Origin of the sequence: Streptomyces sp. NPDC126497 (assembly GCF_040302425.1) — a bacterium.
In the GTDB taxonomy this organism is placed as follows: Bacteria; Actinomycetota; Actinomycetes; order Streptomycetales; family Streptomycetaceae; genus Streptomyces.
On record NZ_JBEORT010000006.1, the window covers coordinates 56,100 to 71,649 of the forward strand.

At 75.0% G+C, this 15,550-nt stretch carries 15 protein-coding genes and 5 tRNA genes; 12 read left to right on the plus strand and 8 right to left on the minus strand.

Going from position 1 to position 15,550, the window contains the following annotated elements:
• Positions 1–342: 342 nt before the first annotated feature.
• From cobT to ABTY20_RS05645, 3 genes are all read left to right on the plus strand, one after another.
• Positions 343–3,834, plus strand: coding sequence for a nicotinate-nucleotide--dimethylbenzimidazole phosphoribosyltransferase (gene cobT / locus ABTY20_RS05635; protein ID WP_351995693.1), 3,492 nt, complete (start codon positions 343–345; stop codon positions 3,832–3,834).
• 228 nt (positions 3,835–4,062) lie between these two features.
• Positions 4,063–5,295, plus strand: coding sequence for a uroporphyrinogen-III C-methyltransferase (gene cobA, locus ABTY20_RS05640; protein WP_351995694.1), 1,233 nt, complete (start codon positions 4,063–4,065; stop codon positions 5,293–5,295).
• Between the two features lies 1 nt (position 5,296).
• Positions 5,297–6,115, plus strand: a complete 819-nt coding sequence (locus tag ABTY20_RS05645) for a TrmH family RNA methyltransferase (protein WP_351995695.1) — start codon at positions 5,297–5,299, stop codon at positions 6,113–6,115.
• Between the two features lie 42 nt (positions 6,116–6,157).
• Here the strand turns inward: ABTY20_RS05645 and ABTY20_RS05650 are convergent, their stop codons facing one another.
• On the minus strand, positions 6,158–7,444 hold the full coding sequence (locus tag ABTY20_RS05650) for a serine/threonine-protein kinase (protein ID WP_351995696.1): 1,287 nt from the start codon (positions 7,442–7,444) through the stop codon (positions 6,158–6,160).
• Between the two features lie 195 nt (positions 7,445–7,639).
• On the opposite strand from ABTY20_RS05650, the gene ABTY20_RS05655 reads away from it, so the two are divergent.
• The 4 genes from ABTY20_RS05655 (at position 7,640) to ABTY20_RS05670 (ending at position 9,758) form a co-directional block, all read left to right on the plus strand.
• Positions 7,640–7,915 (plus strand): DUF8836 family protein, encoded by a 276-nt coding sequence (locus ABTY20_RS05655; protein WP_351995697.1) that lies wholly within the window; start codon positions 7,640–7,642, stop codon positions 7,913–7,915.
• A gap of 197 nt (positions 7,916–8,112) precedes the next feature.
• The gene (locus ABTY20_RS05660) at positions 8,113–8,292 is read left to right on the plus strand and encodes a hypothetical protein (protein WP_351995698.1); all 180 of its coding nucleotides are present in this window, start codon (positions 8,113–8,115) and stop codon (positions 8,290–8,292) included.
• Between the two features lie 173 nt (positions 8,293–8,465).
• Positions 8,466–9,404, plus strand: a complete 939-nt coding sequence (locus tag ABTY20_RS05665) for a phosphotransferase family protein (RefSeq protein ID WP_351995699.1) — start codon at positions 8,466–8,468, stop codon at positions 9,402–9,404.
• Positions 9,405–9,485: 81 nt separating this feature from the next.
• The gene (locus ABTY20_RS05670; RefSeq protein WP_351995700.1) at positions 9,486–9,758 is read left to right on the plus strand and encodes a TFIIB-type zinc ribbon-containing protein; all 273 of its coding nucleotides are present in this window, start codon (positions 9,486–9,488) and stop codon (positions 9,756–9,758) included.
• 46 nt (positions 9,759–9,804) lie between these two features.
• On the opposite strand, the gene ABTY20_RS05675 is transcribed toward ABTY20_RS05670, so the two are convergent.
• The 5 genes from ABTY20_RS05675 to ABTY20_RS05695 form a co-directional block, all read right to left on the minus strand.
• A tRNA-Val gene (locus ABTY20_RS05675) sits at positions 9,805–9,876 on the minus strand.
• 43 nt (positions 9,877–9,919) lie between these two features.
• Positions 9,920–9,991, minus strand: a tRNA-Val gene (locus tag ABTY20_RS05680).
• A gap of 19 nt (positions 9,992–10,010) precedes the next feature.
• Positions 10,011–10,082: transfer RNA gene (locus tag ABTY20_RS05685), tRNA-Val, on the minus strand.
• 1 nt (position 10,083) lies between these two features.
• A tRNA-Cys gene (locus ABTY20_RS05690) sits at positions 10,084–10,157 on the minus strand.
• A gap of 37 nt (positions 10,158–10,194) precedes the next feature.
• Positions 10,195–10,267, minus strand: a tRNA-Gly gene (locus ABTY20_RS05695).
• A 154-nt stretch (positions 10,268–10,421) separates the two neighbouring features.
• On the opposite strand from ABTY20_RS05695, the gene ABTY20_RS05700 reads away from it, so the two are divergent.
• From ABTY20_RS05700 to ABTY20_RS05710, 3 genes are read left to right on the plus strand one after another with little or no spacing between them, the layout of a single operon-like run.
• On the plus strand, positions 10,422–11,474 hold the full coding sequence (locus ABTY20_RS05700) for a chorismate-binding protein (protein ID WP_351995701.1): 1,053 nt from the start codon (positions 10,422–10,424) through the stop codon (positions 11,472–11,474).
• Positions 11,471–12,292: an aminotransferase class IV gene (locus tag ABTY20_RS05705; protein ID WP_351995702.1), complete on the plus strand. Its 822-nt coding sequence runs from the start codon at positions 11,471–11,473 to the stop codon at positions 12,290–12,292. Before ABTY20_RS05700 ends, ABTY20_RS05705 begins: the two co-directional genes overlap by 4 nt.
• Before the next feature lie 52 nt (positions 12,293–12,344).
• Positions 12,345–13,169 carry a GNAT family N-acetyltransferase gene (locus ABTY20_RS05710; RefSeq protein ID WP_351995703.1) on the plus strand — a complete coding sequence of 275 codons (825 nt, stop codon included), beginning with the start codon at positions 12,345–12,347 and terminating at the stop codon, positions 13,167–13,169.
• Positions 13,170–13,190: 21 nt separating this feature from the next.
• Here ABTY20_RS05710 and ABTY20_RS05715 read toward each other — a convergent pair whose 3' ends face one another.
• The gene (locus tag ABTY20_RS05715; protein ID WP_351995704.1) at positions 13,191–13,715 is read right to left on the minus strand and encodes a DsbA family protein; all 525 of its coding nucleotides are present in this window, start codon (positions 13,713–13,715) and stop codon (positions 13,191–13,193) included.
• 274 nt (positions 13,716–13,989) lie between these two features.
• On the opposite strand from ABTY20_RS05715, the gene ABTY20_RS05720 reads away from it, so the two are divergent.
• Positions 13,990–14,427, plus strand: a complete 438-nt coding sequence (locus tag ABTY20_RS05720; RefSeq protein WP_351995770.1) for a hypothetical protein — start codon at positions 13,990–13,992, stop codon at positions 14,425–14,427.
• Positions 14,428–14,603: 176 nt separating this feature from the next.
• Complete coding sequence (locus ABTY20_RS05725) at positions 14,604–14,756, plus strand: hypothetical protein (protein WP_167343513.1); 153 nt, start codon at positions 14,604–14,606, stop codon at positions 14,754–14,756.
• A 93-nt stretch (positions 14,757–14,849) separates the two neighbouring features.
• Here ABTY20_RS05725 and ABTY20_RS05730 read toward each other — a convergent pair whose 3' ends face one another.
• Positions 14,850–15,410, minus strand: a complete 561-nt coding sequence (locus ABTY20_RS05730) for a CGNR zinc finger domain-containing protein (RefSeq protein WP_351995705.1) — start codon at positions 15,408–15,410, stop codon at positions 14,850–14,852.
• Positions 15,411–15,550 lie beyond the last annotated feature (140 nt).

Sequence of the window (15,550 nt, forward strand, 5' to 3'; positions counted from 1 at the left end):
GTCCGACCGTGCGCGGTAGGCTGGCCGATCGTTGTACCGCACCCGGTCACCCGGCGCTTCGTCGGCCAATGTCCGGAAACCGCGCCCGTTTTGGTGCGGATCGTGGTACGGCGGGAACCGGAGGGCGCGCAACGTGGCGCAGTCCACAGCGGAACCGTGGCCGATCAAGCTGACGTGACGGCCGTGCGGCCGCGAGAATGACGGTGAAGGGCTTTGTCGCCTTTTTCGGACGGGCCGTTCGTGCCGCTGGGGACGCACGCTCGTTCTTCAGTGTGGGGCGGTCGGTGCGCCGTTCCGGGTGAGCTGGTCGTAGGAGCACTAACCGATGGGCGAGGGGTACGCATGACCGACACCGGCCAGGTCCCGGGCGAGGGACTGCCGGAGAACGCAGGCATGGTGGAGCAGCCGGGCGTCCTCGCGCCCGACGCGTACACCTACCTCTCCGACAGTCCCGCCCAGGACGAAGACCTGTTGCTGCCCGGCGCCCAGGGCGCCTGGGGCAACGAGATCGCCCCGCCCGCGCCCGAGCCGGTCGTCGAGACCGTGCACGCGCCGGGTCCGCACGAGACGGCCGGCCGTGACAGCGGCTCGGTCGACCTCGGCGGCGTCCGGCTCCCCGAGCCGCCGCAGCCGGCGCCGCGCCGCCCGCTGCACCTGGGCCCGCCCATTCCCGACGTGTCCGCCAGCCCGGTCCGTTCCCTCGCCGACCGCGGCCCCGCCGACCTCCCCGCCCGCCAGTCCGGTCCGCCGACCCTCGGCCCCGAGTACCTGGACGTTCCCCGCGCGCGCGAGGCGGCGGCGCCGCAGGCCGCGGCGCCCTGGGGCGCGCAGGCCACGGCGGGGACGGTGGGCGCAGAAGCGGCTGCTCCGGAGCCCGAGCCGACGGACGCGGCCCAGGCGGTCGTGACCCGGGTCGCCGCGGAGGCGGGGGCGGTACAGGAGGCGGAGGGCGCCTCCGTCGCGCCCGCCGCGCAGGACACCGGGGGCGCCGGCGCGGTGGTCACCGGGGCCGGGGACCAGGGGACCGCCCCGCTCCCGGCCGCCGACCACGGCCTGCCCGGCGCGCCCGCCGCCGAGCCGGCGTGGGAAGCCGGGGCGCCGGGGGTCACCGGTCCGCCCGCGGAAGCCACGCCTCCGGAGCACCTGCGGGAGCCGGAGACGGCCCCGGTCGCCGAGATGCCGGTCGCCGAGATGCCGGTCGCCGAGGCGCCGGTCACCGAACCGGTGGCGCCGCAGGACGGTCACCTCCCGGTCGCCGATCCGGCCGGGACGGCCGCCGTGCCGGACCAGGCCCGGGCCGCCGAGGCTCCGCAGACCGCCGCTCCCGGGGACGCCCCGGGGGCGGACGCCTCCCACGGTGCGCAGGTGCCGGGTGCCGTGGCCACCGCACCACAGCCCGGTGGGACGCCGCAGGAGGTCCAGGCGCCGGACGGGGCGGCCGCCGCGGACCCCGCCCCCCGGGAGACCGGGACCCCGCCGGCCGCCGTACCGCAGCACCCGCAGGAGGCCGGGGAGTCCCCGGCCGCCGAGGCACCGGACGCCGGGGTCGCGGCGCCGCAGGTCGCCGAAGCGGCCGACGCGGCGGTCGTCGTGCCGGGCGCGGCGGACGCCGCACCGGAGCACGCCGGGAACCCCGAGGTCCCCGTGCCGGGCGCCGACACACTCCCCGGTACCCCCGCCGCGGCACCGGAGGCCCCCGTGGCCGAGGCCGCCGCGTCCGCCCCCGGACCGGCGGACGACGCCGCCCTCACGGAGACGCCCCACACCGCCGGTGAGCCGGCCGACGCCGTCCCCGTCGTCGGCACGGGCGCGCCCGCCCCCGCCGAGCCCGGCGCCGCCCCGGCCCAGGGGCCGCAGCAGAGCCCCGCCGTCCCCCTCCCCGGCACCGTCCACCCGCAGCCCGGACCGGACCGGCCGCTGGGGGAGTTCGTCCCCGTGGAGGGCACCGTGCCCACCACCCCGCACCTCGCGCCGACCCCGCCGCAGGGCGTCACCGTCCCCGCCGCGGAACCCCACGAGGAGGGTCCCGAACCCGCGCAGGACCCCGACGACCTGGACACCCGGGGCGCCGGTGTGGAGGCGGAGCCCGCGCGGTCCGCCGGTCCGGCGGCCCCCGCCTACGACGACGCCGAGCGCGAGGCCGTGCTGAAGGTCATGCGCGAACGCCGGGACATCCGCAACGGCTTCCGCGGCGACCCCATCCCGCACGAGGTGCTGCTCCGCGTCCTGGAGGCCGCCCACACCGCACCCTCCGTGGGTCACTCGCAGCCCTGGGACTTCGTCGTCATCCGCTCCGCCGAGACCCGGCGCAGCATGCACGAACTGGCCATGCGCCAGCGCGACGCCTACGCCAAGTCCCTCCCCAAGGGCCGGGCGAAGCAGTTCAAGGAACTGAAGATCGAGGCCATCCTCGACACGCCCGTGAACATCGTCGTCACCGCCGACCCGACCCGCGGCGGCCGGCACACCCTGGGCCGTCACACCCAGCCCCAGATGGCGCCGTACTCCTCCGCGCTCGCGGTGGAGAACCTCTGGCTCGCCGCCCGCGCCGAGGGCCTCGGCGTCGGCTGGGTCAGCTTCTTCGACGAGCGCGAGATGGTCCGCGCGCTGGGGCTCCCCGAGCACCTGGAGGTCGTCGCCTACCTGTGCGTGGGCTACGTCGACGAGTTCCCGGACGAGCCCGAGCTGATGCAGGCCGGCTGGTCCAAGCGCCGCCCGCTGTCGTGGGTCGTGCACGAGGAGACGTACGGCCGCCGCGCCCTGCCCGGAGAGGACCCCCACGACCTGCTCGCCGAGACCGTCGCACAGATCCGCCCGCTCGACGCCAAGGCGCTCGGCGAGGCCTGGGAGCGCCAGAAGCGCATGACCAAGCCGGCCGGCGCACTCGGCATGCTGGAGATCATCTCCGCCCAGCTCTCCGGCCTGTCCCGCCAGTGCCCGCCGCCCGTCCCGGAGCCCGCGGCCGTCGCGATCTTCGCCGGGGACCACGGGGTGCACGCCCAGGGCGTCACCCCCTGGCCGCAGGAGGTCACCGCGCAGATGGTGGCCAACTTCCTCGGCGGGGGAGCGGTCTGCAACGCCTTCGCCGCCCAGGTCGGCGCCGAGGTCTGCGTCGTCGACGTGGGCGTCACCGCCGACCTCCCGGCCACCCCCGGTCTGCTGCCGCGCAAGATCCGCGCCGGCACGTCCGACATGACCACCGGGCCCGCGATGACCCGCGAGGAGGCCAAGAAGGCCATCGAGGTCGGCATCGAGACCGCCCGTGACCTGGTCGCGGCCGGCAACAAGGCCCTCCTCACCGGCGAGATGGGCATCGCGAACACCACCGCGTCCGCCGCTCTGATCTCCGTCTTCACCGGCGCCGACCCCGCCGAGGTCACCGGCCGCGGCACCGGTATCAACGACGAGACCCTCGCCCGCAAGACCGAGGTCGTGCGCCGCGCCCTCGAACTCCACCAGCCGGATCCGGCCGACCCGCTCGGTGTCCTGGCCGCCGTCGGCGGCTTCGAGCACGCCGCCATGGTCGGCCTGCTCCTCGGCGGCGCGTCCCTGCGCACGCCGGTGATCCTGGACGGCGTCAGCGCCGGCGCGGCCGCCCTGGTGGCCCGGGCCGTCGCCCCCGAGGTCCTGGCGGCCTGCATCGCGGGTCACCGCAGCGCCGAGCCCGGCCACGTCGCCGCCCTCAACACACTGGGCCTGCGACCCCTGGTCGACCTCGACCTCCGCCTCGGCGAGGGCACGGGCGCGCTGCTGGCGCTCCCCCTGGTCCAGAGCACGGCCCGGGCCATGCACGAGGTGGCGACCTTCGATTCGGCCGGGGTGACCGAAAAGTAGCCCGGACGGCCGTGGGTGACCGGCCCGCCCCGCGGGACGATCCCCCACGGCCGGCCACCCGCACGCGCGGGACCGGGGCGACGCCCCCGGTTCCGGGAAGGGGCGGACGGGGAAACACCGCACCCGCCCCGGCCCCCGTCGGGCGCGCGCTTAAGATCCCCACGTCAGGCCCGCTCCAAAGCCGCAGCGTGCCCGCTGACCCACCGCTTGTCCGAGGAGCCTCACCTGATGGCCGAACACCCCGCCTACCCCGTAGGCCTCCGCCTCTCCGGCCGCCGCGTGGTCGTCCTCGGCGGTGGCCAGGTAGCCCAGCGCCGCCTCCCCGCCCTCATCGCGGCGGGCGCCGACATCCACCTCGTCTCCCCCGGGGCCACCCCCTCCGTGGAGGCCATGGCGGACGCCGGCGAGATCACCTGGCACCGGCGCCCCTACGCCGAGGGCGACCTCGCGACCGCCTGGTACGCCCTCATCGCCACCAGCGACACCGAGGCGAACACCCGCGCCTCCGCCGAGGCGGAAGCACACCGCGTGTGGTGCGTCCGCTCGGACGACGCCGACGCGGCGACGGCGTGGACCCCGGCCACCGGCTCCAGCGAGGGCGTCACGGTGGCCGTCCTCACGACGCGAGCCCGCGGCCGCGACCCCCGCCACACCGCCGCCATCCGCGACGCCGTCGTCGAGGGCCTGCGCGACGGCACCCTCGTCGCCCCGCACCACCGCACCCGCACCCCGGGCGTCGCCCTCGTCGGCGGCGGCCCCGGCGACCCGGACCTGATCACCGTGCGGGGCCGCCGCCTGCTCGCCGAGGCCGACGTCGTCATCGCCGACCGGCTCGGCCCGCGCGACCTGCTGGCCGAACTCCCGCCGCACGTCGAGGTGATCGACGCGGCGAAGATCCCCTACGGCCGTTTCATGGCCCAGGAGGCCATCAACAACGCGCTGATCGAGCACGCCAGGCAGGGCAAGTCGGTGGTCCGGCTCAAGGGCGGCGACCCGTACGTCTTCGGCCGCGGCATGGAGGAGCTCCAGGCGCTCGCCGAGGCCGGCATCCCCTGCACCGTCGTCCCCGGCATCTCCAGCTCCATCTCGGTCCCGGGCGCGGCCGGCATCCCCGTCACCCACCGCGGTGTGGCGCACGAGTTCACCGTGGTCAGCGGTCATGTCGCCCCCGACGACGAGCGCTCCCTCGTCGACTGGCCGGCGCTGGCGAAGCTGACCGGCACCCTCGTCGTCCTCATGGGCGTCGACAAGATCGGCCGGATCGCCGAGACCCTGGTGGCGCACGGCAAGTCCCCCGACACCCCGGTCGCCCTCGTCCAGGAGGGCACCACGGCCGCCCAGCGCCGGGTCGACGCCACCCTCGCCACGGTCGCCGGGACCGTCGTCGCCCGGGAGGTCAGGCCGCCGGCCGTCATCGTCATCGGCGCGGTCGTCGGCGTGGGCCCGCACGGGGCGGTGTGACATGGCCGAACCCATCACCGTCGACGACCCCGCCGACCCGAGGCTGCACGACTACACCGGCCTGACCGACGTCGAACTGCGCCGCCGCCGCGAGCCCGCCGAGGGCCTGTTCATCGCCGAGGGCGAGAAGGTCATCAGACGCGCCGGGGAAGCCGGCTACGCGATGCGGTCGATGCTGCTGTCCGCGAAGTGGGTCGACGTCATGCGCGACGTCATCGACCGGACCACCGCCCCGGTGTACGTCGTCGACCCCGCGCTCGCCGAGCGGGTCACCGGCTACCACGTGCACCGCGGTGCGCTCGCCTCCATGCAGCGCACACCGCTGCCCCCGGCGGCCGACGTGCTCCGGACCGCCCGCCGCGTCGTCGTCATGGAGTCGGTCAACGACCACACCAACATCGGCGCGATCTTCCGCTCCGCGGCGGCCCTCGGCATGGACGCCGTCCTGCTCTCCCCGGACTGCGCCGACCCCCTCTACCGCCGCAGCGTCAAGGTCTCCATGGGCGCGGTCTTCTCCGTGCCGTACGCCCGGCTGGACACCTGGCCCGGGGGACTGGGGGCGGTGCGCGAGGCAGGGTTCGAGCTGCTCGCCCTCACCCCCGGGGAGGAGGCCAGGACCCTGGACGAGGTGGCGCCGCACCGCATGGACCGGGTGGCCCTGATGCTGGGCGCGGAAGGCTCCGGCCTGTCCGGGCGCGCCCTGGACGCCGCCGACGAACGGGTCCGCATCCCGATGGCGCACGGCGTCGACTCCCTCAACGTGGGAGCCGCCGCGGCCGTCGCCTTCTACGCGGTGGCCACGGGACGGCCGCAGGGGTAGCGGTCCGGACGGCGCCCTCGCCGGTGTCCGCGACGGGTCGTCCTAGCCGGGGCCCTGGCAGCCCTGCACCAGCGCGATGCCCAGCGCCACCACCAGCGTCACCACGACGAACACGAACAGACGCTGCCTGAGCAGCCGCGGATTGGCCGGCCGCAGGCCGGTCCCCGTCGTCCGGGCCCCCGGGCGACGGGCGCCGGCACCGGACCGCGTGGTGTTCCGGGACGCCGGCGTGGGGCGCGATCCGGACCGGGACGGCGTGCCCCCGCGCGAGGAGCTGTCGCGCGGGGCGCCGCCCCGGGCAGGGGGCACGCTGCGGTTGCCCCGCCCGGGAGAGGAGGACGCACCGCTGTTCCTGGGAGCGGGGCCGCGTCCGCGCGGCGGCGGGGTTCCCTGGCCGCCCTGCCGGCGCTGCGCCCGCTGCGGGTAGGTGTCCGCGAGACGCCCGGTGGGCCGCTCCGCCTCGGCGGCGCGCGGGGCCGGCGGACGCACGTCGGCGAGACCCTGGGTCTCCCGCGCGGCGATCTCCTTGAGCCGCAGCGACAGTTGGAGCGTGCTGGGCCGCTCCCCGGGGTCCTTCGCCAGGCACGCGCGGACGAGAGGGGCCAGGGCGTCCGGGACGCCGTGCAGCTGGGCCTCCTCGTGCACCACGCGGTACAGCATCACCTCCGAACTGCCGTGCCCGAAGGGGGAGTCGCCCATCGACGCGTACGCGAGCGTGGCGCCCAGCGAGAACACGTCCGTGGCCGGCGTGACGGCCGCGCCGCGCACCTGCTCCGGGGCGAGGAAGCCGGGCGAGCCGACCGCCGTGCCGACGTGCGTGAGCGTCGAGGCGCCGGTGGCCCACGCGATGCCGAAGTCGATGATCCGCGGCCCCTTCGGGGACAGCAGGATGTTGGACGGCTTGAGGTCCCGGTGCACCACGCCGGCCTCGTGCACGGCGACCAGCCCCTCGGAGAGCGCCGCGCCGACGGCGGCGACCTCGGCCGCGCCGAGCGGTCCCTCGTCGGCGACCTTGTCGTGCAGCGAGGGCCCCGGCACGTACTGCGTGGCGAACCAGGGGCGGTCCGCGTCGAGGTCCGCGGCCACCAGCCGGGCCGTGCAGCCGCCGCGGATGCGGCGGGCCGCCGAGACCTCGCGCGCGAACCGCGAGCGGAACTCCTGGTCCTCGGCCAGGTCGGGCCGGATCACCTTCAGCGCGACCCGCTGCCCCTTCTTGTCGGAGCCCAGGTAGACCACGCCCATCCCGCCCGCGCCGAGTCGTCGGTGGAGCCTGAAAGAGCCGACGACGCGCGGGTCCTCGCGCCTCAGGCGCATCATCGCCATGTTCATCCCCGCTGCCCGGTCCTGTGACGTGCCACAGCTTACGTTTCCACAGCCGTCCGTGCGCAGAGGCCGCGCCCTCTCGGGACGGTGGATTGTCAGTGGCGGGTGGGAGACTTGAAAGGTGGTCAGGGAGCGCGCGGACGGGCCGGGTTCGTGCGGCTGGTGACCCCAACCACCCGGCCGCGAAGGGGGATTGATCGCGTGAAGGGTGACCGTGTGGAGATCGTCGTGGACGCCGGGGACACGACGCGCACCTACGAGGTGGTGGCGAGCAGGGCGGGGCGCCGGGTGGAGACGGCGGTGCGCCGGGGAGTGGTGGAAGTGAGCGAAGTCACCCGAACCGGGGCCGTGGTGCGGACGGCCCGGTTCATGGCGAACCGGGTGCTCGCGCTGGTGGAGCAGCCGGTGCCGCGGGAGGACGGCTCGGAGAAAGCGGGGCAGAGCGGGCGGCCCTTCGGGGATGCCCCTGAGACGTAGGACCCGGTCTCCACCCAGGGGAGTACACCGCGGGGAGGGGCTCATCCTCGGGGAGGCCCGGCAATCGGTACGAGGGCATGACGTGCGGGAAGCGCCCGGCCCCTAGATTTGAGGTCAAGCGGCGGGTGCAGCACTCGTCCCCCGAGGTCGGACGCCCGCCGCTGCCGACGACAACGGAAAAGGCCGGGAGAGGGACCATGGCGTACACGGCACCGCGGACACTGGTCCGCACGCGGGAACGCGGCGAGGGGCGTCGCCATCCGCTGGTGGCGACGCTGATGGCCCTCCCCCTGGCGGTCCTGCTCCTGCTCGTCTTCGACGGGTGGGAGACGGTGGCCACACAGGCGTCGTCCGTGGGCGAGATGCTGGGGCGCTGAACAGCGACCCCAGGCCCGGAAGAGCGGTCCGGGCGGGGACATCCACCCAGGAAACCCCGTGGGGACGGGGGTGCGGCGGACGGCACAATGCCGGCGCAGCTGGAGAGCTGCGCCGGCATTGCTCCGCCCCGGCGGCGCGCGCCCACCCCATCCCGGCCCCGTACCCTCACCCCGTGACCACGGACCTCCTCCCCGCCCTGACGGCCCACGTCACGGCGACGGCCCACGCGGGCCCCCGCGCCTGCCGCTGCACCACCGCCACCCTCGCCGTCCGTGAGGACGCCACCGTCGTACGGCACGCCGGCACGGTCGCCAAGGCCCACGCCCCCGACGCCGACCCCGCCGAGCTGGCCCTCCGCCTCACCGTCGCCACCCGCCTCACCGGCATCCTCCTCCCCCCGCTCGCCCCGGCCCCCGCCGAACTGCACGGACGGCTCGTCACCCACTGGCCGTACGGCATCCCCGTGGACCCGGACGATCCGGACGCCGCCCCCTGGGAGGCCGCGGCCACCCTCCTCGCCCGCCTCCACCGCACCCCCGCCCCCGTCGCCGTGCCCCCCATGCGCGGCCCGGCGAAGGCCGCCCTCGCCCTCGCCCGCCTCCGGGCCGCCGCGCCCCGTCACCCCGCCGCCACGCCCGTACTGAGGGCCTGGGCCGCCCTCCCGCCCTGGGCCCGCGGCGAGGCTCCCGTGCCGGACACGGTCACCCTCTGCCACGGCGACTTCCACCTCGGTCAGCTCCTGCGTCACCCCGCGTCCGACGGGCCCTGGCTGCTCATCGACGTCGACGACCTCGGCACGGGCGCACCCGCGTGGGACCTGGCCCGCCCGGCGGCCTGGTACGCCTGCGGACTGCTCGCCCCCGACGCGTGGCACCGCTTCCTGGCGGCCTACCGCGCGGCCGGCGGTCCGGCCGTACCGCCGGACGGGGACGTCTGGGCCGCGCTGGACGTCCCGGCCCGCGCCCTCACGGCCCAGACCGCCGCCCGCGCCGTGACCAAGGCCGTCGCGGCGGACCGGAGCCTGGACGAGGTGGAGCGGTCACTGGTCGACGCCTGCGCGCGCATGAGCCCCTCCGCCCGGCCGCGGGCGGGACGAAGTTCCGCGCAGTAGGGTGCAACCGACCTGCGGCGGGACGGAGTCTGTCCTGGCGACAAGTGAAGCAGGAACGACCGGCTGGGAGCTGAACCGATCATGCAGTGTCCGAAGTGCCGTGCCCCGATGCACACCTACAACCGCAACGGTGTCCAGATCGAGCAGTGCAGCGGGTGCCGGGGCATCTTCCTCGACTACGGCGAACTGGAGGCGCTGACCCGGCTGGAGGCGCAGTGGGCGCAGCCCGCTCCGCCGGCCCCGCCCGCCCCGCAGGCGTACCCGGCCGCGCCGGCCCCGGCCTGGGGAGCCCCGCACGGCCACCACGGTCACCACCGCCACAAGAGCTTCGGGCACATGCTCTTCTCCAGCTGACGGAGGAACGGCGAAGCCCCGGTCGAGCGACCGGGGCTTCGGGCTGTGGACGATACTGGGATTGAACCAGTGACCTCTTCCGTGTCAGGGAAGCGCTCTCCCGCTGAGCTAATCGTCCTCGGGACCACGATCACTCCGCGGAGTGAATCATGGGCAGTGCGTGCGCGATACTGGGATTGAACCAGTGACCTCTTCCGTGTCAGGGAAGCGCTCTCCCGCTGAGCTAATCGCGCGGGGGATCCGAAGATCCAGTGGACGATACTGGGATTGAACCAGTGACCTCTTCCGTGTCAGGGAAGCGCTCTCCCGCTGAGCTAATCGTCCTTGGAGGTGGAGACGGGATTTGAACCCGTGTAGACGGCTTTGCAGGCCGTTGCCTCGCCTCTCGGCCACTCCACCAGGAGTGCAGGGGGCCGGGAAGCCCCCTCTTCCTTCGAGCGGACGACGAGGCTCGAACTCGCGACCTCAACCTTGGCAAGGTTGCGCTCTACCAACTGAGCTACGTCCGCCTGTCGTTTCGGTCGGCTTGCGCTTCCCGGCGACGAACTGAACTCTAGCGGATTCCGGGGCCAGTACAAAAACCCGTTTGTGCAGCGTGCTGCGCTGCGCCCGTCCACGGACGTGCCCGGGCCACCGGAACCGCGCCCGCCATAGACTCGTCACGTGCTGGACCTGCCCCCTCTCGCCCGCTTCGGCGACCGCGTCGCCACCGGACTCCTCGACGTCACCGACGATCCCGCCGCCCTGGATTCCACGGGTTTCTGGGCCGTCGCCGCCGACTTCGAGGGCCGGCTGACCTGCGCCCGCTTCCGGGAGGTCCGGGAGCAGCCGGTCCCCGCCCCCGTGCCGGGGGCCTGGCGGGGGCCGGCGGCCGGCGACTGGACGTCCTCGCTCGACCACGACGCGTACACGGCGGCCGTGCGCCGCATCCGCGACCGCATAGCCGCCGGCGAGGTCTACCAGGCGAACCTCTGCCGCGTCCTGTCCGCGCCCGTACCCCCCGGCGCCGACGTGGACGCCCTCACCGCGCTGCTCGCCCGGGGCAATCCGGCGCCGTACGCCGGAACGATTCGCCTGCCCGGTCACGGGGTGGAGATCGCCACCGCCTCGCCCGAGCTGTTCCTGCGGCGGGAGGGCCGGGTCGTCGAGTCCGGGCCGATCAAGGGCACCGGGCGCACCGAGGCGGACCTGCTGGAGAAGGACTACGCCGAGAACGTGATGATCGTCGACCTGGTCCGCAACGACATCGGGCGGGTCTGCGACACCGGCACGGTGACCGTGCCCGACCTGTGCGCCGTCGAGAAGCACCCGGGGCTGGTCCACCTCGTGTCGACCGTGCGGGGCGAGCTGCGGGACGGCGCGGGCTGGCCCGGGCTGCTCGACGCCGCCTTCCCGCCCGGCTCCGTCACCGGAGCGCCCAAGTCCAGCGCGCTGCGGATCATCGACGCGCTGGAGGCTTCGCCCCGCGGCCCGTACTGCGGCGGCCTCGGCTGGGTCGACGCCGACCGCCGCACCGGTGTGCTCGCGGTGGGCATCCGCACCTTCTGGATCGACCGGACCGCGGGCGGTGACGCCGTCCTGCGCTTCGGCACCGGCGCCGGGATCACCTGGGGCTCCGACCCCGAGGGGGAGTGGCGGGAGACCGAACTGAAGGCCTCCCGGCTGCTCGCGGTAGCGTCGGGAACGTACGAGACGAGCGAAGGGACCCAGAGGTGAAGATCTGGCTCGACGGCGGGCTGCAGGACATCGAGTCCGCCCGCGTCTCCGTCTTCGACCACGGACTGACCGTGGGCGACGGCATCTTCGAGACGGTGAAGGCCGTGGACGGACGCCCGTTCGCACTCACCCGGCACCTCGACCGGCTGACCCGGTCGGCCCGCGGGCTCGGGCTGCCCGACCCCGACCTCGACGAGGTCCGCCGCGCCTGCGCCGCCGTCCTCGAGGCCAACCCCATGCCGCTCGGCCGGCTGCGCCTCACCTACACCGGCGGCCACGGTCCGCTCGGCTCCGACCGCGGCGACCACGGCACGACCCTCGTGGTCGCCCTCGGCGAGACCACCCGCCGCCCCGACTCCACCGCCGTCGTCACCGTGCCCTGGACCCGCAACGAACGCGGCGCGCTCACCGGCCTGAAGACCACCTCGTACGCCGAGAACGTCGTCGCCCTCGCCCGCGCCCGCGAGCGGGGCGCCTCCGAGGCGCTGTTCGGCAACACCGCCGGACGGCTCTGCGAGGGTACCGGGTCGAACGTCTTCGTCGTCCTCGACGGCGAGCTGCACACCCCGCCGCTCGCCTCCGGCTGCCTCGCCGGGATCACCCGCGCCCTCGCCGTCGAGTGGACCGGCGCCAAGGAGACCGACCTGCCGCTGGACGTCCTGGAGCGGGCCGAGGAGGTCTTCCTCACCTCCACCCTGCGCGACGTCCAGGCCGTGCACCGGGTCGACGACCGCGAACTGCCCGGCGCTCCCGGCCCGGTGACCGCCAAGGCCATGCGGATCTTCGAGGAGCGCTCCGGGACCGACCTCGACCCGTGACGGACCCGGAATTCGGCTGCCCCGGGGCGCGACAGCGGGTAGAACACCCTCGATGACCACCACCCTGCGGCCGGTCGAGCCGCTTCAGCAGAACCCCGACGGCACGCGGTCGCGCCGCTACCAGGTGTGCGTGAACGGCCGTCCCGTCGGGGCGGTGCACCTCGGCACCCATCCCGTCTTCGGCGCGGGCGTGGCCCGCCTCATGAACCTGCGCATCGATGAGCCGGACCGCCGGCGCGGCCGGGGCACGGTGGCCGTGCTGGCGGCGGAGGAGGTGGCGCGCGGCTGGGGCTGCCGCCGCATGGAGGTGACGGTCCCCGCCGACCCCCCGGCCGCCCTCGGGCTCGCCACGGCGCTCGGCTACGTCGTGCGCAACCGGAACATGGAGAAGGCCCTGGGACCCACCCCGCCCGCGCTTCCCGCGGGCAGCGCGGCCCGGCCCATGACCGAGGACGAGTTCGGACCCTGGCTGGTCAGGGGCCGGGAGGACTACGCGCAGGACTGGATCCGGCGCGGGGTACCGGAGGCCGAGGCGCGCGCCAAGGCGGCGGACGACCACGCCGCGCTGCTCCCCGACGGCCGCACCACCGAGGGCATGGTCTTCAGCGTCCTCGAACACGGGGGCACCCCCGTGGGCACCCTGTGGCTCTCGGTGCGCGGGGAGCGGGCCTACGTCTTCGACGTCGAGACCCACGCCGCCCACCGCGGGCGGGGACACGGACGCACGCTCATGCTGCTCGCCGAGGCCCAGGCGGCCGCCGCGGGCAACCGGGCCGTCGGCCTCAACGTGTTCGCCGGGAACACCCCGGCCGAGCGGCTCTACGACTCACTCGGTTACGGCCCGACGCGGTACTCGCTGTACAAGCCGCTCCTGTGACGGCGGCCGGGGACCGCCGGCTCAGCCCTCCTGCCCGGCCAGCAGCCGGTCCGCGATCTCCTCGACGCGCTCGCGCAGTCCTTCCTGACTCCTGCCGCCGTCGAGGCGCTCACCGCCGATGACATACGTCGGGGTGCCGGTCACCCCGATCGCCTTGCCCTCGGCCTGGTCCGCGTCCACGATCAGGATGTGCCGGCCGTCGATCAGCGCGGTGTCGAACTCCTCGGCGTCCAGGCCGAGTTCCCGGGCGACCTCGACCAGGAAGGCCTCTCCCCGGCGGTCCAGCTCCTCGACCCTGTCCAGCACGGCCTCGACGTACGGCCATCCCCGCCCCTGCTCCAGCGCCTCCTCGGCGGCCTGGGCGGCGGCGAAGGAGTGCTTGTGCTTCTCCAGCGGGAAGTGCCGCAGCCGCAGCTCCAGGCGGTCGCCGTAGCGGGCCCGCAGGGCGCGGAGGTCGTCGAGGGCGCTTCGGCAGTCCGGACACTGCAGCTCGCACCAGACGTCGAGGACGGGGGCGGCGGGCCGGGCGGGGGAGGAGTCGCTCATGGCCACAGTCTCCCAGCCGGGCTCCGCCACCACCGCACCGGACCCCGGACGGACCGGGCCCGCGCCGGGGAGCACGTCCGGCTCCCCGTCCGCCGCCCGGCCCTCCCGGCCCGTCCCGCGACGTCCTGCGGCCGCGCCGGCGGTCGCCCCCGCGGATGACCTCCGACCCGGAGATGTCCCTGATGTCCGGCCGGGACATGGCCCGGCGGCGGCGCACGGGTGCAGGATGGAGGAGACGAAGCGCCACCGCGACCGCACCCGCCTGGAGGACCGGATGATTGCCGAGACCGTCTGCTCCGCCGTCTCCGCGGCAGGCCTGGGCATCGCGGTGGTCACGGCCTACCGCAAGCGCCTCCTCGCCGCCGCCCGCATCGCCGCCTACGCGCTCGTGCCCCTCGGCCTGGTGATGACCGGCGTCGTCGACTGGCTGGCCGACACGGCCTTCAGCCCGACGGCATGGGCCGGCTTCGGGGTGCTGGGCCTGTCCTGGGTCCTGTTCGCGACCACCCGTACCGTGGAGCGACGGCGCGGCGGCACCCGCAAGGAGCGCAAGGCGGCCCGGGCGGCGGCGGCTCCCGAGGCGGCGGCTCCCGGAGCCTCCGTGCCCTCCCTGGGCCGGGGAGGGCGTCCGCAGGCCCGCCCCGCCCCCGCCTCCCGGGGCGAGGACGACTTCAGCGACATCGAGGCCATCCTCAAGAAGCACGGCATATGACGCCGCTGCTGCTCGGGCGAAGGAGCGCGTGACCGGAGGAAACATCACGGGGTGCCCCGGATGTGCCCGGAAGTGATCACAAGTCGACCCGTAGATCGCGGAAATGGGCGCACACCCGCGCTTTCCGTGAGTGTTGATCGCGTCGGGCGCTCCCGATGCGTCATCATCGCCGCGAGATGCTGGACACGACACAGAGCGATGCCGCGCAGCAGCAGGACGAGCCGCGCGGATGCCTCTTCGCCCTTTCCCAGCCACCGCTGATGATCTTCCTTGCGGTGATCGGGTGTCTGCTGCTCACGGCTGCCCTGCACGACCTGCTGTGGCTGTGAGCCGTACCCGCGGTTACCCGGCGTCACCCGTCGGGACCGCGTCGGCACGGCATCGGACGGCTCTGCCGCCGGCCGGGGAGCCGCCCCGGGCGGTCAGCCCGCCGCCTCCTTGCGGCGCGCCCGGTAGGCGGCCACATGCAGACGGTTGCCGCAGGTCCGGCTGTCGCAGTACCGGCGCGAGCGGTTGCGGGAGAGGTCGACGAAGGCGCGCCGGCAGTCCGGGGCCTCACAGCGTCGCAGCCGCTCCTGCTCCCCGGCGACCACGAAGAACGCCAGCGCCATCCCGCAGTCGGCCGCCAGGTGGTCGGCCACGGAGGCGCCGGGCGCGAAGTAGTGCACATGCCAGTCGTAGCCGTCGTGATCGGTGAGCCGGGGCGTGGTGCCCGCGGCCGCGATCAGCTCGTTGATCAGTGCGGCGGCGGCGCGGGCGTCCGGCGCGGCGAAGACCGCCGCGAACCGGCCGCGGATCTTGCGCACCGCGGCCAGGTCGAACTCCGTGAGGATCCCCACCTCGCTGACCTTGTGCTGCCGCACGAACTCCTCGAGGGCCGCGACGTCCGGCAGCCCCTCCGGTGTCGTGTCGTCCTGCGGCGCGGAGTTCACCAGATCCACCACGGTGTCGAGTGCGCACCGGGTGTCGTGGGTGATCAGCACAGTTCGCTCCCTGGCCTGGGGGTCGGGCGGGCGCCCGCCGATGCTGGCCGATGGTAGTGGCTCCGGTGCGCCCCGCACCTCCCCGCTCCGCACATGTCTTCGAACGCGACGCCGGACCACCCACTCCGTCCCCGATCACC

Bases quoted from the DNA above. Each gene is read 5' to 3' on its own strand.
- cobA (WP_351995694.1), top strand. From the start codon at position 4,063: ATGGCCGAACACCCCGCCTACCCCGTAGGCCTCCGCCTCTCCGGCCGC.
- ABTY20_RS05650 (WP_351995696.1), bottom strand. From the start codon at position 7,444: ATGAACATGGCGATGATGCGCCTGAGGCGCGAGGACCCGCGCGTCGTC.
- ABTY20_RS05660 (WP_351995698.1), top strand. From the start codon at position 8,113: ATGGCGTACACGGCACCGCGGACACTGGTCCGCACGCGGGAACGCGGC.
- ABTY20_RS05725 (WP_167343513.1), top strand. From the start codon at position 14,604: ATGCTGGACACGACACAGAGCGATGCCGCGCAGCAGCAGGACGAGCCG.
- ABTY20_RS05710 (WP_351995703.1), top strand. From the start codon at position 12,345: ATGACCACCACCCTGCGGCCGGTCGAGCCGCTTCAGCAGAACCCCGAC.
- ABTY20_RS05645 (WP_351995695.1), top strand. From the start codon at position 5,297: ATGGCCGAACCCATCACCGTCGACGACCCCGCCGACCCGAGGCTGCAC.
- cobT (WP_351995693.1), top strand. From the start codon at position 343: ATGACCGACACCGGCCAGGTCCCGGGCGAGGGACTGCCGGAGAACGCA.
- ABTY20_RS05670 (WP_351995700.1), top strand. From the start codon at position 9,486: ATGCAGTGTCCGAAGTGCCGTGCCCCGATGCACACCTACAACCGCAAC.
- ABTY20_RS05720 (WP_351995770.1), top strand. From the start codon at position 13,990: ATGATTGCCGAGACCGTCTGCTCCGCCGTCTCCGCGGCAGGCCTGGGC.
- ABTY20_RS05715 (WP_351995704.1), bottom strand. From the start codon at position 13,715: ATGAGCGACTCCTCCCCCGCCCGGCCCGCCGCCCCCGTCCTCGACGTC.